The organism is Thermogemmata fonticola, from assembly GCF_013694095.1.
Classification (GTDB): domain Bacteria; phylum Planctomycetota; class Planctomycetia; order Gemmatales; family Gemmataceae; genus Thermogemmata; species Thermogemmata fonticola.
In genome coordinates this window covers 26,467-48,524 of sequence record NZ_JACEFB010000002.1, presented here as the reverse complement: position 1 = coordinate 48,524, position 22,058 = coordinate 26,467, and the positions used below count along the sequence as shown (strand labels likewise).

Annotated in this window: 17 protein-coding genes; 9 read left to right on the top strand and 8 right to left on the bottom strand. The window is 60.0% G+C overall.

Going from position 1 to position 22,058, the window contains the following annotated elements; genetic code table 11:
• The first annotated feature begins 242 nt into the window (after window positions 1–242).
• Complete coding sequence (locus H0921_RS03805) at window positions 243–1,244, top strand: DUF1559 family PulG-like putative transporter (protein WP_194537134.1); 1,002 nt, start codon at window positions 243–245, stop codon at window positions 1,242–1,244.
• 311 nt (window positions 1,245–1,555) lie between these two features.
• Here H0921_RS03805 and H0921_RS03800 read toward each other — a convergent pair whose 3' ends face one another.
• The 3 genes from H0921_RS03800 to H0921_RS03790 form a co-directional block, all read right to left on the bottom strand.
• Window positions 1,556–1,957 (bottom strand): DUF2237 family protein, encoded by a 402-nt coding sequence (locus H0921_RS03800; protein ID WP_194536720.1) that lies wholly within the window; start codon window positions 1,955–1,957, stop codon window positions 1,556–1,558.
• Window positions 1,958–2,209: 252 nt separating this feature from the next.
• Entirely contained in the window at window positions 2,210–3,088 is an 879-nt protein-coding gene (locus H0921_RS03795) for a BUD32 family EKC/KEOPS complex subunit (protein ID WP_194536719.1), read from the bottom strand.
• Between the two features lie 225 nt (window positions 3,089–3,313).
• A complete protein-coding gene (locus H0921_RS03790) occupies window positions 3,314–4,303 on the bottom strand; it encodes a malate dehydrogenase (protein WP_194536718.1) in 990 nt (329 codons plus the stop codon).
• Window positions 4,304–4,722: 419 nt separating this feature from the next.
• Here H0921_RS03790 and gap point away from each other — a divergent pair, with 419 nt between their 5' ends.
• From gap to H0921_RS03770, 4 genes are all read left to right on the top strand, one after another.
• Complete coding sequence (gene gap / locus H0921_RS03785) at window positions 4,723–5,772, top strand: type I glyceraldehyde-3-phosphate dehydrogenase (protein ID WP_194536717.1); 1,050 nt, start codon at window positions 4,723–4,725, stop codon at window positions 5,770–5,772.
• A gap of 52 nt (window positions 5,773–5,824) precedes the next feature.
• Window positions 5,825–7,036, top strand: a complete 1,212-nt coding sequence (locus H0921_RS03780; protein WP_194536716.1) for a phosphoglycerate kinase — start codon at window positions 5,825–5,827, stop codon at window positions 7,034–7,036.
• A 62-nt stretch (window positions 7,037–7,098) separates the two neighbouring features.
• Window positions 7,099–7,950: an acetyl-CoA carboxylase, carboxyltransferase subunit beta gene (accD, locus tag H0921_RS03775; RefSeq protein WP_194537133.1), complete on the top strand. Its 852-nt coding sequence runs from the start codon at window positions 7,099–7,101 to the stop codon at window positions 7,948–7,950.
• Window positions 7,951–8,140: 190 nt separating this feature from the next.
• The gene (locus H0921_RS03770) at window positions 8,141–9,052 is read left to right on the top strand and encodes a serine/threonine protein kinase (protein WP_315851842.1); all 912 of its coding nucleotides are present in this window, start codon (window positions 8,141–8,143) and stop codon (window positions 9,050–9,052) included.
• Window positions 9,053–9,205: 153 nt separating this feature from the next.
• Here the strand turns inward: H0921_RS03770 and H0921_RS03765 are convergent, their stop codons facing one another.
• Window positions 9,206–12,001, bottom strand: coding sequence for an alkaline phosphatase family protein (locus H0921_RS03765; RefSeq protein WP_228498979.1), 2,796 nt, complete (start codon window positions 11,999–12,001; stop codon window positions 9,206–9,208).
• A gap of 169 nt (window positions 12,002–12,170) precedes the next feature.
• Here H0921_RS03765 and H0921_RS03760 point away from each other — a divergent pair, with 169 nt between their 5' ends.
• Window positions 12,171–13,451: an MFS transporter gene (locus H0921_RS03760; protein WP_194536714.1), complete on the top strand. Its 1,281-nt coding sequence runs from the start codon at window positions 12,171–12,173 to the stop codon at window positions 13,449–13,451.
• Window positions 13,452–14,025: 574 nt separating this feature from the next.
• On the top strand, window positions 14,026–15,564 hold the full coding sequence (locus H0921_RS03755; protein ID WP_194536713.1) for a serine/threonine-protein kinase: 1,539 nt from the start codon (window positions 14,026–14,028) through the stop codon (window positions 15,562–15,564).
• A gap of 156 nt (window positions 15,565–15,720) precedes the next feature.
• Here the strand turns inward: H0921_RS03755 and H0921_RS03750 are convergent, their stop codons facing one another.
• The gene (locus H0921_RS03750) at window positions 15,721–16,590 is read right to left on the bottom strand and encodes a cyclase family protein (RefSeq protein ID WP_194536712.1); all 870 of its coding nucleotides are present in this window, start codon (window positions 16,588–16,590) and stop codon (window positions 15,721–15,723) included.
• 197 nt (window positions 16,591–16,787) lie between these two features.
• Window positions 16,788–17,837: a DUF1559 domain-containing protein gene (locus tag H0921_RS03745; protein WP_194537131.1), complete on the bottom strand. Its 1,050-nt coding sequence runs from the start codon at window positions 17,835–17,837 to the stop codon at window positions 16,788–16,790.
• 435 nt (window positions 17,838–18,272) lie between these two features.
• On the opposite strand from H0921_RS03745, the gene H0921_RS03740 reads away from it, so the two are divergent.
• Together H0921_RS03740 and H0921_RS03735 are read left to right on the top strand one after the other, a co-directional pair.
• The gene (locus H0921_RS03740) at window positions 18,273–18,920 is read left to right on the top strand and encodes a sulfite oxidase-like oxidoreductase (RefSeq protein WP_194536711.1); all 648 of its coding nucleotides are present in this window, start codon (window positions 18,273–18,275) and stop codon (window positions 18,918–18,920) included.
• Window positions 18,921–19,145: 225 nt separating this feature from the next.
• Window positions 19,146–20,165 carry a hypothetical protein gene (locus H0921_RS03735; protein WP_194536710.1) on the top strand — a complete coding sequence of 340 codons (1,020 nt, stop codon included), beginning with the start codon at window positions 19,146–19,148 and terminating at the stop codon, window positions 20,163–20,165.
• A gap of 105 nt (window positions 20,166–20,270) precedes the next feature.
• Here H0921_RS03735 and H0921_RS03730 read toward each other — a convergent pair whose 3' ends face one another.
• On the bottom strand, window positions 20,271–20,591 hold the full coding sequence (locus H0921_RS03730) for a DMT family transporter (RefSeq protein ID WP_194536709.1): 321 nt from the start codon (window positions 20,589–20,591) through the stop codon (window positions 20,271–20,273).
• Window positions 20,592–20,657: 66 nt separating this feature from the next.
• Entirely contained in the window at window positions 20,658–21,947 is a 1,290-nt protein-coding gene (locus H0921_RS03725; RefSeq protein ID WP_194536708.1) for an aminotransferase class I/II-fold pyridoxal phosphate-dependent enzyme, read from the bottom strand.
• Window positions 21,948–22,058 lie beyond the last annotated feature (111 nt).

Genomic DNA, 22,058 nt, shown 5'->3' with positions numbered 1-22,058 from the left:
CATTTCAAACGGAAAACCCTTCACCACCAGCGCCCGTACATCCCCACGGAGGGGTTCTTTTTTCTCATCCTTGACTCACCACGCTTTCATGATCCCACATGTACGATGGTCTACGATTTCCTCGCCCGACACCACCACTTTCGGAGAAAGAACGATCAGATGCTGGTGGTATCCCCTCACGGAGGCTGTATTCTCGGCGTTCGGTTTGATCCTTGCCCTAATTTTCACCCCGAGGAGGCACCATGAGTTTCGCAACCTCTCCCGTGCGCAGAAGCCGATGGATAGGGTTCACCCTCATCGAGCTGCTCGTGGTCATTGCGATCATCGCCATCTTGATCGGGCTATTGCTGCCGGCAGTCCAAAAGGTCCGCGAGGCAGCAGCCCGAACGACCTGTTCCAATCAGCTCAAGCAAATCTCTCTGGCCTGCCATAATTATCAGGATGCCCATGGCAAGCTTCCGGACTTGTATTCGGAATATGTTTCTGGCGATCCTAGCCAGCGCCCGCGGGGCAGCATCTTCTTCTTGCTCCTGCCCTTTATCGAACAGAACGCTCTCTGGGACGCTTCTACGGTCGGCCCGTATCTACCTGGCATTCAGGATGCCTACGCTTGGATACCGTACAGCGGAGGGACGCGAGCGCCCGCGGCCACGCCGATCAAATTGTACCTCTGCCCTTCGGATTCGACCGGTTCGGACGACGGCCTCTGGCCGATGGGTTGGGGAGCACCCAATGAAATCGGCAATTGGTCTTACAGCAACTATGCGGCCAACTTCCAGGTCTTCGGCAGTCCCAATCGTGGGGATAGCTCGGACTACCGGAATCACCGCAGCTCCCTGAAAATCCACACCATTCAGGACGGATCCTCCAACACCATCTTTTTCGCGGAGCGATTCCGTCGGTGCCAGATCAGCGCCGGGACCTTTGCCAGTTTGTGGGCACATGGCGCCTGGAACGTGGTGTATGAGCCGCAGTTTGCTTACGGCAATCAACAGGGAACAGCCGGTTACGCATCGGCCACCTCGGTCGTCGGCGTCGTCGGCCCCAACTCTCGCTTCCAGACCATACCCCAAAACTCGCCTCTCTGCAATCCGATGATGACCCAAGCGATTCATAGCGGCGGTGTCATGTTGGCAGGCTTGGGCGATGGGAGCGTCCGCACCATCAATGCCAGCATCTCCGGCACTTCCTGGTGGGCCGTCGTCACTCCTAACATGGGCGACCTGCCCGGTAACGATTGGTAACTTCGACCAGAATATCTGACACGCAATGGAAAGGATGCTTCGATGCGAAATCGACGCTACCTTTGTTTGTTCATCGCCGGGCTAATGGCTGGACTCAGCGGCTGTGGAGGGTCCGCTAGTAACGAGCGGAAGAATGATCCAGGCCCGTCGATCCAGCTCAATCCCAAAGGGCCGCCTCCGATGCAGCCTGGGGGTAGCTCCATGCCGCCTCAATTGAAAGACAAGAAGTAGTTCCTTCGCCGCTGGCGGCTGGCCGGCAGAGCAGAGAATCCTCTCCCTGCTAGACGGCTGTTGTTTCTGGCAAGCCCAGTTCAACTGCCGTTGTGCGGGGAGTCTATGGGAATGGCATGCCGCTGGAGGTCTTCTAGGTCCACGTATTCCAGGGCGTGAATGTGGGTAGCTTCCAGAATCACGGGGCAGGCTACCCCCGCTTCCAGGGATTGCTTCCAGCGGGTCACACACACGCACCAACGATCTCCAGGCTTGAGACCAGGAAAGCCATAAAAGGGGACCGGAGTGATCAAATCATTGCCGATGGACCGCTGGTGAGCTAAGAACTCGGCCGTCACTTGGCAGCAGACTGTGTGTAAGCCGTAATCCTCCGGTCCGGTATCGCAACAGCCATTGCGATAAAAGCCGGTCAACGGGCGAAAGGAACACGGTTGCAGCGGCCCACCGAGCACATTCTTGGCTTGGCTTCTGGATTGACTCATGGGCGAACCTCCCCGCGAGGCGATGCGATGAAGTCATACTGGAGGGCAGGGGGAAGGCGAGACGGAAACTCCAGGACGGAAGCATCTATTGGCTCGCCATTCTCCAGCCTGTTGGAAGCAATGTCAGTCTAGCAGTTGCCGCCTGATCCGCTAGCCTGCTTCCTTTGCAGGTTCCGTTCCGCTATCTTGCTGCCGTTACATGGACGGAAATGTCCGAATGTTCCAGCAATCGCCCGCCATCTCGTCCGATGGTCACGCCGCGGCAGAACGAACTGTGTCGGACGACCGAAAGGCCACTTCGACGAACTGCTCCGTGGTAGCCGCACCTCGACCGGAGCGAATCCCGCAGAGAACAAGCAACCGCCGCCGCAGTTCACGGAAGGGAACGGCGACGGCACGGTGCCAGCGAACCCATTCGGGAGGCGGGATGCGCGGTCCCCGGCTGCCTTGCACTCGGCGGATGTGTTTTTCCAAATGGTAAAAGTCCGCCTGACACAATGCAGAAAACACCCGCTCGGCTAAGCGCCAAGTCCAGGACTGGCCCACGGGAAGCGCTGGCCCTGACCCCTCCCACCGATGGTTCCAACTGATTTGAAAATCGACCAGGTAAGGCTGGCCGTTCCAGCCCACGATGATGTTTTCCCGCTTGTGCAAGTCGACATAAGCAATGCCGCGGCGATGCATCTCAGCCAGCGCGTGCCGTAACTGGGTGAAGAAGTCCGGACCTAACGGCACATCTCTATCCAAAGGCCGGCCGGGAATGTACTCCCGCGCAATGGCGTGGGGTAGGGACGTGCCATCTTCCGCAGTCACCGCGGGCAGTAGCCGAGGCACAACAGGCAAGTCGGCCAGCCGCGCCAGCAGTTGGCGTTCACGCTGGGCCATCCACACACCGAACCAATGCATCGGCAGACCACAGACGGGTGCCACACGATGGAACTTGCACACCGCACGAGGCGGTGCACCATCCTCACCGCCTCTGTACAAAGCTGTGGCTGCCCACGAGTCGTGTTTGAATACCTCCTGGCGCTTGTAGCAGAGGTTGCCAATTCGGACGATCCGAGGAGGGTCCTGTCGTCCCAGGGCACGAAATAAAGCGGGGCGGGGACGGGTAGCGAAACGGCCTTTCATCAGGGCACCTCAGCAGTCTGACCAGGGGTCAGCGATCGGGGGCAGCAATCCCTGGCATCCCTGGCATCGGCCTCAAACAGGCCAGTTTCCCGCTGAGATGGTAGTACCCATGCGGTCACCTCGCTTGTCGTACCGTATTCTCGGCAATCTCCGCCCGTTTTACCAATTCCTCCTCTCCGATGGCTCCCCGACTCTTCCCGCCTAGGGGCGCAGGAAAGCCGTCCCTCAACTCGGCAGTAAATCCTGGACCACATCCCGTTCCTTGATCAACTCCTGCAACGTGATCTGAAACTTCTGCTGTCCGAACTCATCGAGTTTGAGACCTTCCACGATTTGCCAGCAGCCGTCGCCGCGGGATGTGACGGGATAGCCGAAGACAATCCCCTCCGGCACCCCGTATTCTCCCCGCGAGACCAAAGCAGCGCTGGTCCAGTCCCCCGAAGGCGTACCGCGGACCAGGCTCTTGATATGGTCGATCGCACCATTGGCAGCGGAGAAAGAAGAGGACACCTTCGTCGTATCGATGATGAATTTCCCGCGCTCCTGGCATTGGGGTACGAAGACCGTCTCCAACCACTGGCGGTCGGTGATCACCTCGGTGGCCGGACGCCCGTTGATGCGAGCATTCGTGAAGTCCGGATACTGGGTATTCGAGTGGTTGCCCCAAATGGTCATGCACGTGACCGCGGTCACGGGTACGTTCGCTTTGGCAGCCAAAGCATAGACGGCGCGGTTATGATCCAGGCGGGTCATGGCGTGCCACCTTTCCGCCGGAATATCCCGACCGTTCCGCCAAGCGATGAGACAGTTCGTATTGCAGGGATTGCCGACGACCAAGATGCGGACATCACTAGCAGCCCGCCGAGCGAGAACCCGCCCTTGTTCCACGAAGATCGGACCGTTTTTGCGGATCAAATCCGAACGTTGCTCTCCAGGCCCACGTGGAGCAGCTCCGACCAGAATGGCCCAATTGCACCCTTCAAATGCTCGGTTCGCATCATCTGTGATGATCACGTCCTGCAAGGTGGGAAAAGCGCAGTCTTGCAACTCGTAGAGAATGCCCTCGAGCGTCTTCATCGCCACGGGCAACTCCAGCAGTTGCAGAATGACGGGTACATCCGGACCGAATACTTCGCCGGATGCGATGCGCACGATCAGGCTGTTAGCCACACGTCCCGCTGCCCCGGTGACCGCAACTCGAACTGCTTGTGCCATTGTGTGCTTTCCTCCTTCCGGCCAGACACCCGCAACAGACAGCCGGTCTGATGCGATCCTCTGGTGGTTACTCCCTGTTCAAGGTAATCAGCTCAGGCCGCTCTGACGAGCAGGATCTCTCCCCGACTCCGATCGCAGAGACGCCAATTGTAGAGATGAAGAGCCGTAATCCCATGCCTCTGTTCATCGCCGGAGTGATGGCCCAATCCTTGGGCTTACGTCCCTCCATCCAGCGCATAACAGCCCACGGCTGGCAGGGTGCTCCTCTGCCGCGATTGGACATCCTCCCATCTCATCCATAGCGTATCGAGAGAACCTGGGGGGGCAGGGGCAGCCTTGAAACCCTCGGAGTGAGTCATACCTGGCCCCCCTGATCACGTGAGTTGAGACACACCTGTGTCATTCGGGAGAAATGCTTTATGGCCGCGAAGATCGGGATCAACGGCTTTGGACGAATCGGGCGTCTTGTGTTCCGAGCCATCGTCGAACAGGGGCTGCTGGGTAAGGAATTGGATGTCGTAGCCGTCAACGACTTAGTACCCGCCGACAATTTGGCCTATTTGCTCAAATATGATTCCACGCAAGGCCGCTTCCGGGGAGAAGTGGGAAGCCGCAAATCCAAGCCAGACCTCCCGGAGGACGACATTTTGACCGTCAACGGCCACGAGATTCGCTGCCTGTCGGTGAAGGAAGGGCCGGCGGCTTTGCCCTGGAAAGAACTGGGAGTGGAGTACGTCATTGAGAGTACTGGCTTATTTACCGAAGCGAGCAAAGCCCGCGGCCACCTGACGGCAGGCGCCCGCAAGGTCATCATCTCGGCGCCGGCCAAGGAGGAAGACATTACCATCGTCATGGGAGTCAATCACGACAAGTACGATCCCGCCCGGCATCATATCGTCTCGAATGCGAGTTGCACCACCAATTGCTTGGCTCCCCTCGTCCACGTGCTCCTCAAAGAGGGCTTCGGAATCGAAGAAGGGTTGATGACCACGGTCCACAGCTACACTGCGACGCAGAAGGTCGTGGACGGACCCAGTCGCAAAGATTGGAAAGGAGGGCGGGCGGCAGCCATCAACATCATTCCAAGCACGACCGGTGCAGCGAAAGCCGTCGGCCTCGTCTGCCCGGAAGTCAAAGGAAAGCTAACGGGCATGGCCTTCCGCATCCCCACGGCTACCGTTTCGGTCGTGGACCTGACGGTGCGCACCAGCCGCGAGACCAGCTACAAGGAAATCTGCGAGACCATGAAGCGCGCCAGCCAGACATACCTCAAAGGTATCCTGGCCTACACTGAAGATGAGGTCGTCTCTTCGGACTTCATCCACGATTCCGCAAGCAGCATTTTCGACGCGGGCAGCGGGATCGAGTTGAACAGCCGTTTCTTCAAACTCATCGCCTGGTACGACAACGAATGGGGTTATAGCATGCGGTGTGTGGACCTGCTCCGCCACATGATCGCCAAAGGTTGACATTCCCCAATCCCCGACAACACCAGATGATGCACGAGGAGTCTGTAGCACTATGCCGAAAAAAATCCTGGAGCACCTGGGGGACCTCCGCGGAAAAAAGGTATTGGTCCGCGTGGATTTCAATGTTCCCCTGGACAAGACAACGGGGGCCGTCAAGAATGATCGCCGCATCCGGGCCGCCTTGCCCACGATCGAGAAGCTCCGCCAAGCGGGAGCCGCGATCATCCTGATGAGCCACTTAGGCCGTCCAGAAAAAGCCACGCCAGAAGAGCGCCGGCTTTTGACGATGGATCGTGTGGCGGAGCGCCTCGGCCAACTCCTGGGGCAGCCGGTTCCCGTATTAGGCGGCGGCGATGCAGTTGTCGGGCCGGCTGTGCAACAAGCGGCTGCCGCACTGCAACCGGGTCAGGTGGCCCTGTTGCAGAACCTGCGCTTCGATCCGCGCGAGCAGAAAAACAGTCCCGAGTTTGCCGCGGCCCTGGCCAGCCTGGGTGATGCTTATGTGAATGACGCCTTTGGCACCTGTCACAACGACAACGACACCTCGATGGTCGCTCTGCCCGCGGCGTTCAAAGCGGCCGGCAAGCCGCGCGCCATCGGCCGGCTCGTACAGCGGGAGCTGGAAATCCTTGACCAGTTACTCACCCAGCCGACGCGGCCGCTTCTAGCCATCATGGGAGGAGCCAAAGTCTCCGATAAACTCGGTTTCATCCAGGCTCTATTGCATAAAGTCGATCACCTTCTGATCGGCGGCAAGATGACTTATGCCTTTTTGAAAGCCCAGGGGCGCAGCGTCGGCTCCACCCGAGTAGCCGGGGAGGAGGTCGAAGCCGCCCGGCCGCTTCTAGCCCATGTCGGCCAGAAAATCCTGCTGCCGGTCGATTACCTCACGGCCCGCTCGGACAATTTGCAAGATACTCGTCTCTGTCAAGGGGATATTCCCGAAGGATACGAGGGTGTGGATATCGGTCCGCGGACAGTAGCGGCTTACGTGGCCCATATCCGCTCTGCGGGCACAGTAGTGTGGAACGGCCCGCTGGGCTGGTTTGAGCAAGCATTGTTTTCCCGCGGCACTTATGGGATAGCCGTAGCTCTGGCCACCTGCAAGGCCACGACTATCGTGGGGGGTGGAGAAACTGCCGAGGCTGTGGAACAATTTGAACTGGCCGAACTGATGACCCATGTTTCCACCGGCGGCGGTGCCTTTCTCGCCTACGTGGAAGGGAAGAAATTCCTCAGCCTGGCCCAGATCGACGACCTCTAAATCACACGCGGCGAAACAGGAGATCCAAAATCCTCTTGACGGAACCGATCCCACAGGTTGAGATGGAACAGGTTACGGCGGTGCGGAGCGAGAGCATGACCAGCGAGCGGGTCAAGCGCGGCGTTCCTGAGGGGCTGTGGATGCGCTGCCCCCAATGCCACGCGACCGTCTTCCGCAAAGAGGTCGTCCTCCGCTGGTATGTCTGCCCAGAATGTGACTATCATCTCACCATGCCCGCTCGCGACCGCATCACTCAATTGCTTGACGAAGGCACATTTGAGGAATGGGATACTGACCTGCGGCCCTGCGATCCCCTCGGTTTCGTAGACCGCATCCCCTACCACCAGCGACTCACGGAAGAACAGCAAAAAACCGGCATGTGGGATGCTGCGGTGACGGGGAAGGGATTCATCCGAGGCCGGCCCGTGGTTCTGGGAATTACCGACTTCGCCTTCATGGCTGGAAGCATGGGGAGTGTAGTCGGCGAGAAACTGGCACGAGCGGCGGAACGTGCCACGGAGCTGCGCCTGCCCCTCATTTTTGTCAGCGGCTCCGGCGGCGGGGCCCGCATGCAAGAAGGCATTCTGTCCCTCATGCAAATGGCCAAGGTGTCCGCGGCCATCGCCCGCCACGACTCCGCTGGCGGTTTTTACCTCTGTATCCTCACCCACCCCACCATGGGAGGCGTAGCGGCGAGCTGGGCCTTGCAAGGCGACATCACCCTTGCAGAGCCAGGAGCCATGATCGGCTTTGCCGGACGCCGAACCATCGCCAACACCGTCCGCCTGGAACTCCCGGACAACTTCCAGACCAGCGAATTCCTCCTCCAGCATGGCTTCATCGACCGCATCGTCCATCGCAAGGACCTCCGCACCGAAGTCGCCCGCATCATCGACTACTGCACTTCCCCTTAACAGCTGCTGCCTTACTTCCGATCGATCTATTTTCCCCTTCAGTCACCGCTGTCACGAGTAAAATAATGTGGTAGATAAGTGTAAAAGGACACTAACACTGTCCCCTTGGCCAAATGGGAACGCCTCGATCCGTGACGACCGCCAAGGCAGGTCCGTTGGCTATTGGACCGCAGTAGGGAGTGATGCACTCGTGGGATGGCTTGACTTTTTATTCGGGGGAAAGAAGAATCCCACTGCCTCTAGCGGTGGTACAGCCAGGAAGAAACTCAAACCCGTCAACTTAGAAAAACGGTTCGACCTGAGCGGTCGGACTGGACAAGGCAGCATGTCCAAAGTTTACCGCGCCTATGACCGAGAACTCGGACGCATCGTTTGCCTCAAAGTCTTAGATAAAGTCAAGACTGCCAACTTCGAGGCCCGCTTCAAAGGCCTCAACAAACCCAGCGAGGGCGAGATCTGCCTCTCGCTCCGTCATGACAACATCGTCCGCACCTACGAACATGGCATCTCCACCCAGGGCGATCCGTTTCTCGTGATGGAGTGGATCGAGGGGCTGGGCCTCAATTATCTCATCGAAACGCGTTCCAAACAACTCAACGGCAACCGCATCAATTACCTCTGCCAGCTCTGCGACGCCGTGCAATACCTCCATGACAACCGCTGGCTCCACCGCGACTTATGCCCCCGCAATGTCATGATCGACAACGAAGGCGTCCTCAAGCTGATTGACTTCGGCCTGACCATACCCTGGAAACCGGAGTTCTGCTCTGGGGGCAATCGCACCGGCACCCCCGACATCCTCGCCCCGGAAATCATCCGCCGCCGCCCCATCGACAACCGCGTGGACCTCTTCGCACTTGGAGTCACCGCCTACGAAATTTTCCTCAACCAGCTTCCTTGGGAACGCAGCCTCTCCAGCGAAGAAACTTTCCGCCGGCGTATGAATCTGCCCCCACGCCACCCCAAGGAACTCAAGCCGGATATCGAAGATGACTTGGCCGCTGTTTTGTTCAAGTCCGTAGCGAAGGAACCGCAGGATCGCTTCTCCTCCGCCACCGCCTTCAAAGAGGCCCTCCTGGGCCTCGAACGACAGGACTACTGACGGGACCACCGGTCTCTGGCGCCCCGCATCCTCCTATTCATGCTGCGCGGCTGTCAGGGTCGATCCTCTCCTTTAGCTTTCCCGCTAGGAACTTTCCCGCGAGGAAGAAGAGCGCCGTTGGCTGACCCGTTGAGTTTCCTCCCTCGCCGTGGATCAGTCATCGTCGTCATCTCGCATCGCGGCAGGCCGTACCGGTAGGAAGAAGGCCGCACGTACCGGCGGAGGCATGGGACTGTCCGCACCCTTGACGGCTTTCCAGATCACCTCGTTGAAGAGAATGTCATCCGCCGCATCTTCCTTGCTCAGATCGAAGCGTGCCGAGCGATCGGCCCCCCAGGCAGTCGGCTTGTTCACCTCCTGCATATTCACTCGTGGCACTTCATGCTTGTAGGGTGTGAAATCCGGACGACTTTGGAAAGAGTTGTACATGGGGCGGGCCGCCGCATCGAATTGACTCATCGGTTTGAGTCCCAGGATCAACTCCATCGTACGCAACATGCTGGAAGTCGAATAGAGCGTGCTGTCCACGAACCGGCGCCTGGTATAGGGACTAATGACCAGCGCCACGGTCCGGTGGGCATCGACATGGTCGGGACCGTTCTGTGCATCATCTTCCACGACGAAGATCGCGGTTTGTTTCCAGAACTTGCTGTGGGTGACCGCCTCGACCACCATTCCTAATGCCAGATCATTGTCAGCCACGTAAGCAGTGGGGGTCGGCATACCAACGCGGGTGCCGGCGGTGTGATCGTTCGGCAGGCGGACGATCTGCAAGCGGGGCATCTCGCCTTCTTTCTCGAAGCGTCGCAATTCGCTGATGAAGCGTTCCGCTCGCCTGACATCGGGATAGCTCAGATCATATCCGCGGAACAGCGGATCGAAGTGTCCCTCCAGAGCTGGCACGCGGGCGCGTCCCGGCTGGAAGGTGCCGTCGGGATTTTTCGCGCCGTTTTCGATCCACTCGCCATAGCTGCGGTAGGATACACCGGCCTCTTTGGCACGATCCCACAGGTAACCCCCGGCAGGCCGAGCGGCCGGGTCCAGCAATCCCTCCGCTGGATACCCGAACGTTTTGCGCGGGCTTCCGCGATAACTGAGCGGCCAGAGTTTCTCCACAAAGTCCGTGGCGTAAGCCCCCATGCTCCACTCGTGGCCATCGGCGGACACCTCGCCATCCACGTAGAAATTGTCCAACAGCACGAATTCGCGTGCCAGTTTATGATGATTCGGAGTCACCGGTTCGGGGAAGAGGCACAGTTCTGGATCGCCATTGCCGATTGGATTCGGTCCTGCTGCCAAATCGCCGAAAATCTGATCATAGGTCCGGTTCTCCTTGATGATGTAAATCACGTATTTGATCGGTGATGGATCACCCAACTTGCGAGGAATGGGATGATCCGGGGGCACATCATCGGCCCGCGGTGCGTTATCGGGCCGCAAGGGACTGCACTCATACGCCTGCTTGCTCAGGCGGGCCATCTGTTCTGGGTTGGGCATGGGCAAAGCGGCGAAGGTCCCGCGATAGAGACTGCCGATGTATTCGATCAGATTGGAAGGTTGCGGCTTTTCTGGATTCGGACCGCTGCGATTGGCCTTGGAAATGACCCCTTTGCCGTTCGTGAAATAGATCGTCTTGTCCAGGCGATTGTATCGCACGGATGTAGGATACCAGCCGGTCGGGATAAAACCCAAAGGTTTCGCCTGCAATCGGTCGGAAACATTGAACAGAGCCAAATTATTGGCATCGGCATTGGCTACAATCAGGATTTGTCCGTCGGGGGTCAAGCACAGGCTATTCGGGGTATTCCCAACAGGCGCCTGGGGATACAAGGCGGCATGGATCACTTGCAAGGCTTTGCCTGTGGCCACATCAAGCACCGAGACTTTCGTGGAATTGGCGCAGGCCACGTAAAGCGTTTTGCCATCGGGAGACAACACCATTTCGGTGGGGTGGGACTCCGTCGGCCAACGGGTTAGCAGGCGGTTGTTTTCCAGATCGATGACTGCGATCGCCGAGGCAGCCCAGAGGGAGACGAAAGCCCGGCGGTTTCCCGGCTCGACCAGGACGGTATAGGGATACAGCCCGCGGGGCCGCACGCCGCCGTACTCATCCTCGGTCACCGGCCCTTTCTTTTTCGGCGGTTGTTTGCCACCTGGGGCAGAGGTCGCTTCCTTTCGACCATCCGGCGGGCTGGGAGGTTCGCCTTGTCCCTTGGGTTCAACAGGCTTTTGAGGCGATGGCGGACGCAGAGGGATAGCCACCAGATTCGTGGGATTGGTCAAGGGCACACGAATGAGCACATCCGCCCATAAGCCACAGACGAACAGATCATTCCCTCGCTCATCCAGGGTGATTCCCGCAGGAACGATTCGCGGTTCATCGGGCACGGCGACATTCACGCTCCGGGCATTGTGCAGCAGTCCCTTGTCGAAATCCCAGACGTGAACCACATCGAATTCCCCGCCGCTGGCGTACAACTGCCGGCCATCGGGAGAGAAAGCTAGGCCGTAGAAGGCCTGGGGGACAGTCACGCGACTGACGATGCGCCGGTTTTTCTCTGCGAGATCGAGGATGACTACCTCATGCTCCCGCATGCCGCAGTGCAGCACCGCCGCGAACTGCCCGGTGGGATGCAACTCGATGTGGACAGGGAAATCACCAACTTCCAGGTGTCGGCCTGCGGGCTGCAACTTCCACTGGTTCGGCAACTGAACGGTGCCGTCCTTTTGTAATCCGGGCAAGCGTCGGAAGGGGTTATGGGGAGCCTGTGCCGCTTGTTCCTGGGAGGCATCCGTGCTGGGTGCTGGCCGTGGGGGCGGAGCTTGTTCCCCCCACAACACAGTTTGGGCCGCCACCCCAATCAGTCCCAGAGCCATCGCCCCAGGAAGAATCCTCGTTAGAATGGTGCTCATGGACCCTCGCCGGTGGACCAACGGGTTGCGATACATGGGAACAACCTCCTTCCGGAACCGAGCGGCCTGTGCGGTTCAACCCGCCGTGAGCATATGCTAGCGGGCGCCGCCGTGTGCCGCCAACAGGGATCATGGGAAAACCGCGTCAAAAAGTCGTGAAGCCGTCGCAGATTCCACTGCCTCGTGCCGCGGGAGACCAGACATCATGCGACGTTGGCTTGTCGTCGGCATCACCGCCGCTGCTGCATTCTGGCTGTACATCGATCGGGTTTGCTTTTCGACCCTGGCGGACCCGATCCGCACCGACCTAGGCTTGAGTGACAGCGAGCGGAATACCGCGCTGGGGATGTTTTTCCTCACCTATGCCCTCTTTCAGGTGCCGGTGGGGATGCTGGCGGATCGTTATGGCGCTCGCCGTGTGTTGACTTTGGCCTTCCTCGCCTGGTCCACGGTGACGTTCGCCACAGGTTTGGTGCAAGGCCTGGCGGGACTGCTGGCGATGCGGCTGCTGCTGGGGGTTTCGGAAGCCGGGGCGTATCCCGCGGCAGCCGGTTTGATCAAGGCCTGGGCGCGGCCCCACGAACGGGGGCGCTTCAGCTCCCTGGTCGCCCTCGGCGGGCGGATCGGCGGCGCGATCGCTCCCTGGCTGACGGTAGCGACCGCTGCACTCCTGGCCGGCTACACCTGGAGCATGTGGGACAATCCCTCTGGCGTTCCCTGGCGGAACGTCTTCTTCGCCTACGGCCTGTGCGGGATCCTGGTCGCCCTGATCTTCTGGGGACTGGTGCGCGATCAGCCGCCGGACTCTCCGACTCGTCCAGAGAGTTCGTCCTCGGCCCACCGTGGTGCCTATCTGCCCACCTTGTGCCGCCAATTCGCCCTCTGCTTCCGCTCCGCGAACATGGTGCTGTTCAGCCTGATGCAGTTCGGCGTCAATCTCGGCTGGGGGTTCCTCATCACACTGATGCCGAGCTATCTGAACGAACAGTTTGATGTGCCGTTGCAAGAGCGGGGGCAGATGCAATCGACGGCCTTGTTCATCGGTTGCTGCGGGATGTTTTTCGGCGGCTGGGTGACTGACGGCTGCCGGTACGCTTTCGGGGTCCGCTGGGGGCGGCGCGTTCCCCTGATCATCGCCTTGGCAGGTTGCGCTCTGGCTTTGGGAATCGTCCCACTGCTCACATCTCCGTGGGCTGTGGTGCTGGTGCTGGGAGTGATGGCCTTCCTGGTCGATTTGCATAATCCGGTGCTGTGGGCGTTCGCCCAGGATGTGGGTGGGAAGAACGTGGGAGCCGCGTTGGGCTTTGGCAACATGTGGGGCAATCTGGGGGCGGCCTTGTCTCCTGTGCTTTTGGGAGCCATCCGCGAGGCATTCGATTGGAACGCCGCTTTCATGGTGGGAGCCGTGGCGTTTTTGGCGGCTACCGCCTCTGCCGCCTGCTTGGATGCGACGCGCCCTGTGGAAGCGGATCCGCCGCAACGTTGACCGGCACACTGCCTGTGCTGGCAATCAACGTCCCGCCCGTGCAGCGTTCCCTTTCGGCTCTGGCTGTTCATCTTCAAGCTGTTCATGTTTCACCCTCCTGAAACGGTGGTTGGGGAACTCCACTTTCGATCCGACAACCTGACTAGGCATTCTGACTGCTGCTTGTACCAGTGGTGCCCGCTTTCCCGCCGCGTCCCACCTCCAGCGGCCGCTTACGAGCCGCCTTACCGCAGGTCAGCGCCCGGTCTCGGTTGCTTACTGATAGTATGTACAATAAACGGAGAGAAGTCAAATGAAGTGAACTATTTTTCATAATTTTTTCATTTGTCAAGGAATCCTGCGGGGAACGAAATCGAAACGAAAGAGACCGGAGGAGAAGCCGACACCTTGGCAGGAGTCCGAGAAGGCTGCCAAGAGGGGTCGGAGAAGGCTGCCGGGAGGACGGAATCTGCGGGGAAAGCGGGAGCAATTTCTGGCGTAGAGCGATTGCGAAGGGCGCTCAGGGGTGCTAAGGTAACCAACGTGGGTGGTGGAAGGCCCGCGCAGTGAAGAGGTCCTCAAGCAGTGAGACACTATGACGGCGACGTTCGACGCCTCCGGAATCGGCCAATTGGTCATACGGCTGGGGCTAGCAACCGAGGAGCAGGTGCAGGAATGCTTGGAAGAACTGGGAAACAAGAAAGCACCGGGTGAGGACATGATCCGCCTGCTGGAACGGAAGCGGTACCTGTCGCCGTTCCAGAGCCACAAGTTGCGCAAGGGGGATACCGAAGGGTATTTCCTCGGCGGTTATCGGATTTTGTACAAGATCGCCTCCGGCAGCTTCGGGCGCGTGTATCGGGGAGACGATCCGCGGACCGGCCAAGTCGTGGCCATCAAGGTCCTGCGCAACAAGTGGACGATGGACAAGCAGAAGATCGACCTGTTCCTGCGGGAAGGGAAGCTGGGGATGTCGATCCGGCATCCCAATATCGTGTCGGTGCTGGCGGTGGGCCAGGATGCTCCCACAGGGCAGTATTACATCGTCATGGAGTTTATCGAAGGGGGCAATCTACGGGATATTCTGCAAATCCGCAAGAAGCTGGAGGTGGACGAGGCGCTGCGGATCATCGAGGAGTGCGCGCAGGGACTGGAGTACGCCTGGCAACGGGGTTTGACCCACCGGGACATCAAGCCGACGAACATTTTGATTGAGGCCAAGACGGGCCAAACGAAATTGGTGGATTTCGGCCTGGCTCAGATCAGCAGCCACGCCCCCACCTTGCATTTGCAGCGGCAAGAGGACCTGGATGAAGACATCGCTGTGGACCGGACGGTCGATTACGCTGGGCTGGAAAAAGCGACCCATCAGCAGCCGGGAGATGTTCGCAGCGACATTTTTTTCCTCGGTTGCGTGCTTTACGAGTGTCTGACGGGTCAACCGCTCATGCCGGTGACACGAGACCGTCAAGCCCGGATGCAAGCCCGGCGGTATCAGGAGGTGGAAGAGACCTTGCGCCGTCAAGGGCCGGCCCAGGGGTTGACCCCACCGTTGATGCGGCTCTTGCAGCGCATGGTCGCATTCGATCCGGCCCAGCGCTTGCAGAACCCCACGGAACTGCTCGATGCCATTCAGCAGTGCCGCCAGGAGTTGCGCGGCGGGACCGTGGCCACCTCCGCTGCTCCATCCCAAGAGCCGAAAACTCTCGTGGTGATTGAAGCGCGGGAAAGCCTCAAGGAGCCGTTCCGCAAGCTCAATCAGAAGGGGTACCGGGTCGTCCTGTCCAGCGATCCGCAACTCGCCGTGCGACAGTTCCGCAAGCAGCCGTTTGATGCCTTGGTGATGGACGGCGGTACGGTGGGACGGGAAGCGGTGGAGGCCTTCAACGAGGTCGCCCGCCTCGCGCAGCAAAAGGAGCATCCGCTGGCGGCTGTCTTGCTCCTGACTCCGCAGCAGGCGGAATGGGAGGCGGATGTCATGCGTAATGGCCGCACGGATGTACTCTACCTGCCGGTCAACTTCAAGCAGCTCCTGCGGCGCTTGCAAGAGATGTCCGAGGCGCCCTTGACGGCGGAAGAAGACAACGAGGATGTTCCCTCGGCTGCGGGGGATGCCTCCATGTCGCCGTCGTGACTGCTTGGTGTCCTCGGATGCAGGCAAGTGCGGGCCAGAGTCAGGCGCCGCCCAGGCGGTCCATTCTTCACCGCTGTGTTCATCCCCGATTCGTGCGGTCTGTGTCCGGCTGGGAAAGCTGGCGTTTGCGGGGTCCAGCTCCAGGTCCGCCTGTGGCTACCAGAAGGCGAGCAGGCGTGTGGGGCCGCCGGAAGCCCCGGCGACTTTCGGCGCACCGACGAAAACCGTCGCACCCGCGGGCGGCACGCGCCCCAGGCCGGCGGCACACTCCACCGCCCACTTCCCGGCACCCAGCCAGAGCTTATGCACGGGGAAATCCGCCGACGGACCGATGTCAATCGAGAGGGTATCGACGATCAAACCGACGATCTGACGTTCGTGAAGGAGGAACTCGGCGGCGGCTTTGGAAAAGCCGGGGAAGTGCAACGTGCCCGTGGAGTCGGAGCCGAGGAAGGCCTTCGCGTCCTGGGCCTTGTCATCCCAGCCGCTCCAGAGAGCGACGGCGGCGCCGGGGGGCAAGCGGCCGTGCCGTTTTTCCCACAGATGCAGGTCCTCCAGAGTCACGGCGGTGTCCGGCTCCCGTTTCGCTCGTTCGCGCAGGTCCAGCACCGCCAGCGGAGCGATCAGAGCGGCTGGGGCAATTTTTTCCGCGGTCGGTCCATCAGCGGAACAGTGGGCGGGGGCATCCAAATGGGTCCCGTGATGCTCTCCGATGTCCCAACGATTGGCATAGAAACCATCCCGGCGGAACTGGCTTTTGTTCGTCAGGGAAATGGGCGCATTGCCGGGCCAAATGGGGAAGGCCGGTGAGAGCGTGTGGGTCAGGTCCGCCACGTGATCGGCAGCCAGAGTGCGGCGAGGCGGCAGCGGAGCAGGTGGGTCGGCCACAGCGCCGGGCGGCGGCGTATCCGCATGGGAACGCGCGGCAGACAGACTTAGAGCGGACAGCATCCCGGCGACGTAATGCATTGCTTCGCGCCGTGTCATCTCTCCCAAAGCAGCGGCCAATACGGAAGGGGAACACATAGCGTCTTCTCCCTTAGTGAAGGACACACGCCGACACCTGGGCCAGAAAGCCAACCCTTGCCAGCATTGTGGCTAGCGCTGCCGAAAAAAACAACGGTGCCCGCCGGAAAAGGCTGCACCGCTGCCTACGCGGGGTAACTGGAAAACCAAGGGGAAACGGAAGAGCGAATGGCGATCGGCTTGCCCTGAGAAACCGATCAGAAGTCGGGGTTGAAGACTTCGCCACCGGCCCGTGTTCCCAGGGCACGCCAAACCAACAGAGTCACTTCATTGCGGACCGAACGAACGGAACCGTCCATAAGGGCGACATTCACCAGGTTGGGATGGTAGCTGCGAGCGGTGATGGCGGCGCAGGTGGGAATCGTGGTGCTACTCCCCTCCTGTCGCGAGTTGAAATCGGCTTCAGGACGAACGCAGGGCGTCGCCCCACAAGGGACAGCGGTGTTGGGCGTCAAGACGGTGGTAAAGCCGCTGTGGTGGACGCGGCCATCCGGCCATTCGGTGTGACCCGTATTGCTGTTGAGGGCAGGCCCCATTTTCTTGTCGGGTGCTGCATCAATGTAGGCGACAACTTCAGCAACGCTCGCGGGGGGAGTGAGCGAAGGAGGAGTGGTCATATTGCGGCTGTAAGGGGTGAAGGCTTTGACCTCCGCAATCATCAGGGTGTTGCTCAAGCCATCGGTAATGCTGGGAGGGCGCAGGCGAGCGTTGGGGAAGAAGACGCCGTCTCCCCCCTGGCCCGTCACGGGATTCCACACCAGCCAGGTGCCAAAATTGAAGCCGTAGTTCAAGGGATAAACGTAAGGTGCTCCGCTACTGTTGAGGCGGACCTGATCGTTCACCTCACTGGGGCACATAAAAACCGGGATGCGGGTTTGGGGCACGCCGGTAGCCAATTGGGCATCCCAGGCTAGCTCCAGGTTCACGCGCACACCAGCGTTGCCTTGCTCGATGTAGCTGAGAATACGACCGTGCACGGACCAGGATCCGTTGTTTGTGGTGAATGTCGTACCCAGCGGAACCAGCATGCTCGGCGGATACTGGCCGTGAGCCGATTCGTAATTGTGGACGGCGAGAGCCAATTGTTTGAGATTATTTTGGCACTTGATCCGGGCGGCAGCTTCGCGCACTTTCTGCACCGCGGGTAACAACAAGCCGATAAGAATGGCGATGATAGCAATGACGACCAGCAGTTCAATCAACGTAAAAGCCTTCCGGCCAAAGGAGACCTTGCAGTGGTGCAGCATCACAGTGCTTCCTCCTTCTCTCACTCTCAAGGCAAGGATCAACACACAACCGGCCCTGTCTCGCCCGTAATGCCGAAAGCAGCGGTATCACACTCGTGCAAACTTTATTCCAACAGCGAGTCAGGACCACACGACGGATGATCTACCTGGCGGATTTGGCCTTCTCGATGGCGGCAGATTCCACGAGGGGCATAGGCCGGTGGCCAGGGCGTGACCAGAAGCGGCTAAGAATTAGCCATAGAGCATGAGGCGAAATTCACCGCAGGCGGAAGGGGAAGGCAGCGAGGATTCAGCCGCAGTGTAAAATTCACCCGCAGTGTCAAACAGCTTCAGGGAGCCGAACAAAAGGAAGGGATGCTAGATTGGCAGCGCCCGCCCATTTCGGGAGGGGAGTGCGATCGCGAGGCAGAGCCAAGGCAGAGGGAGAAGGAGGCCATGAGCAGCGAGGAAAACATCATCATCAGTCCGGATGTACTTCGGGAGCGGCGTTTGCCGCCGGGGCAGGTGCAGACGCGCAAGTGGCCGGTGCTGCATGCCGGTTCGGTTCCCGCGTTTGATCCGCAGCGGTGGGACTTTGTCATTTTCCCCGTGCCGCTCGTCGATCGGGTGGTCCGTTTCACCTGGGAGCAATTCCAGGCGTTGCCGCGGGTGAAGGTCCGGGCGGACATGCACTGCGTAACGCGCTGGAGTTTGCTGGACAATTTGTGGGAAGGCGTCGCCACGCGGGAGTTGCTGCGGCATGTGGCCGTTTCACCGGAGGCCCGCTACGTGATGATCCACTGCGAGCATGGTTTCACCACCAACCTGCCGCTGGAGGACTTTTTCGCGGAAGATGCCCTGTTTGCTCTCAAGCACAACGGTAGCGATTTGACACCGGAGCACGGCTACCCCGTGCGGCTGGTGGTGCCTCGGCTTTACGCCTGGAAGAGCGCCAAATGGGTCCGGGGTGTCGAGTTTCTCCGGGAGGACCGCCCTGGTTTCTGGGAAAGCTGGGAACACGGCGGCTATCACATGCGGGGCGATCCGTGGCAGGAGCAGCGTTTTCGCTCCGACGCGGAATATGAGGGCCGGGGCGGATTGTGATCTCCGGCTGCCCGCACTCCCCCGTTGCATTTCGTCCAGTTTTTCAGGGATTTCTCATCAGTCGGGCGGTTTTCCCGCAAAGTGCGAAACTCATCGTTCATTCAGCGGTTTCTAACCTCAGAGCCGCTATAACTGGGTCTGAAACGGAAAGCGTACGGATCCGTTTCCGGCCCGCCCGCCGAGCTGTCCGTCCTGGACAATCCCCGCCCGAATGCTGAGGTTTCCATGTCCGAGAGTCACTTTACCACCCTGTTCATCAGCATCAGTGCCGGCCTGAGCCTGTTTTTCTTAGGCATCAACCATCTGGCGACTCAGCGGCGTCACGCGATCATTCGACTCTTGGGTGCAGCACTCGCCGTGTTGCCTGGGGCGGCGGTGCTGGGGCTGATCGAGCGGTGGGATTGCCTGCCGGCGTTCGCCGCCATTGTGGGGGCAGCTCTGCTGGTCCATAGCCTCTGGGGCTGCTCGCTGTGGACGCGTGGTGCGGTCCGTCTGATCCACCTGACGCATCAGCCGTGGCTGCGTTCCGCTCTGCTCGTGGTGGCAGGCCCCTGCTTGGCTCTGGCAGGCATCCTCCAGTTTGAACGGCGGGAAGATCAGATGGCGGACGCCGTGATGGAAGAGATGATGCTCATCCACGGCGTAGCCGGCAACGTGCAGGTGCGGGATGCCGTGGCGATCACGGACCGCGGACGGCATATTCCCCTCGGCGAACCGATCGAAGTGCGCAGTCCAGAAACGGTTCAGGCAGCGGAGAAACGCTACTTAGAATCCACCCGCTACATCGATAACGTCATACTGCGCGGATTCGGCGATGACCGGAGCAATTGCCACGGTTGGGTCTTCACCGCCGGGCGTTATCTCCTCAGCGGGCAGGATGTGCTAAAAATCCTGGAAGACAACTGCTACCAGGAGGTCTCCGACCCTCGCCCGAACGACTTAGCTGTCTACTTCAACCCGGACTACGGCGTCACCCACACCGCGATTGTCCGCTACGTCAGCCCGGATCAGCCCGTTCTGGTGGAGGGCAAGTGGGGGAATCTCGGCATTTACTTGCACCCGGTCGATAGCTGCCCTTACGGCGCCAACTTCAAGTTCTATCGCACCCGCCGACCCCATCATCTCCTAACCATTGTGGAGCATAAGCCCTCTGCGGATGGAACTTCCTCCCCCAGCCCAGCGGCGGCGTCCTCCCAACCGGACGGCGATCCCCCGCCCGCCTCCGGGAACATGTCCGCCAACTGACCGCAGGGATCGTTTGCGCCGCCGTTTCCTTCCTGCTAGCCTCGTCGCTCCCTCTCTGTAATTCCCGCGGCAAGGAGGAAAGACCTGCGGATATTTTGCACACCATTAATCCGGCGAGGCCCATTTCAAGCCGATCAGGCAAATGATCAAGCCGGAGAGGAACACGATCCGCCAGAAGGTGACCGGATCACCGAACCAGAGGATGCCGATGAGGGCGGTCCCGAACGCTCCAATGCCGGTCCAGACGGCGTAGGCCGTGCCCAGCGGAATGGTCTGAGCTGCCAAAGTCAGCAGACCAAAACTGATCACCGAAAGCACCAGGAATGCGGCACTCCAGAAGGGCCGGGTGAGTCCTTCGGAAAGCTTCAAGCAGGTCGTGAAGCCACACTCGAACAGTCCGGCGAGAATCAGGAGCAGCCAGGGCATCGGCGGGTTCCTCCCCACAGCAATCTGAAGTGCACGGAGCCTGTCACGGAACACGCCGAACCTCTCCTAAGCCGGAATCGCTGTCACGGACAACACAGGGGGGGAACAGGACGGGACGTTCGCTTCCGCTTCTGGCAGAGGGTAAGCCCGCTTCAACTCGGCCAAGGCTTCCACCAGCCCGTGGATGGCGTCGTCGGTATGATTGGAATTGATCTGAATCCGTAAAACTCCGGCTCCGTGAGGCACTGCCGGAAAGACGACGGATTGGACGTAATACCCCCGTTCAAAGAGGAAGCGTCCGGCTTGGAGGGTGGTGTCTTCCGGGCCGACGAGCACCGAGACAATTGGGACGCAGCCGCCGAGCAGGACCAACCCCAAGCGGCGCGCCCCCTCGACGAAGCAGCGAACATTAGCATCCAGAGCAGCCCGCAACTGGACGTATTCCGGTGACATCAGGATGTCCAACACCGCCAGCAGGGCCGACAGATAAGGGGGCGGGACCGGCCCGCCGAAAATCAGGGGTTGCGAACGCAGTTGCAGGATTTCGACGACCTTTCGGCTCGCCGCGGCAAAACCGCCGAGACAGGACAAGGCTTTGGAAAGCGAACCGATGACCACGACATTCTCGTAGTGCCCCAGTGTTTCCCAAACCGTCCCGCGGCCTTGTTCTCCAATCACGCCGGTGCCGTGGGCATCATCCACATAAAGAAACCCATCGTGGAGGGAAGCGATGTGCTGGAACTGCCGCAAGGGGGGAAGCTGGCCGCTCATACTGTACACGCCATCCAGAGCAATCACGGCCCGGCGATAAGGGCGCAGGGCACGCAAGGTCCGCTCCAGGTCCTGGGGATCGTTGTGGGCAAACTTGGCGCAGCGCACGCCGCGGGCTTTGGCCAACCGCATTCCTTCCTCAATGGAATTGTGGGCGTATTGGTCCGCTACGATCACATCATGGCGTGTCGCCAGTGCGGGCAAGGCCCCCATATTCGCCAGGGAAACGGAAGGATACATCACGGCGGCTTCCGTTCCCAGCCAGGCCGCCAGCCGCTGCTCCGCTTCGACGTTGGCCGCTACGCTGGAAAAGGCGCGGGAGGTCCCGTTATGAGTCCCCCACTGCCGCACCCCTCGCACCAACGCCTCCTGCACGCGCGGATGCTGATCCAAACCCAAAAAACTATCCGAGCCGAAGTTCCGGACCCATCGTCCCTCGACCCGAATCCAGCGGCCTGGACGGACGGCTTCTACCGTCACATTCTTCATGAGTACGTCTGGCTTCTCAGCCATCATGCGGCGGAAAAACCGCGTCAATCCCATCTCGCCTAGGACGTGGGCCTGCTCTTCTAGCGGTGTCTTCATCGGCTCCTCGCTGGTCTCACCCCAACCCCTTCGGGTCCTGGTTCTCGCTGCTCTGCCTTCTCGCTCCCGATTCGGCGGCTTCCGCGTGGCCTGATCATCGTAGCGGTCCGG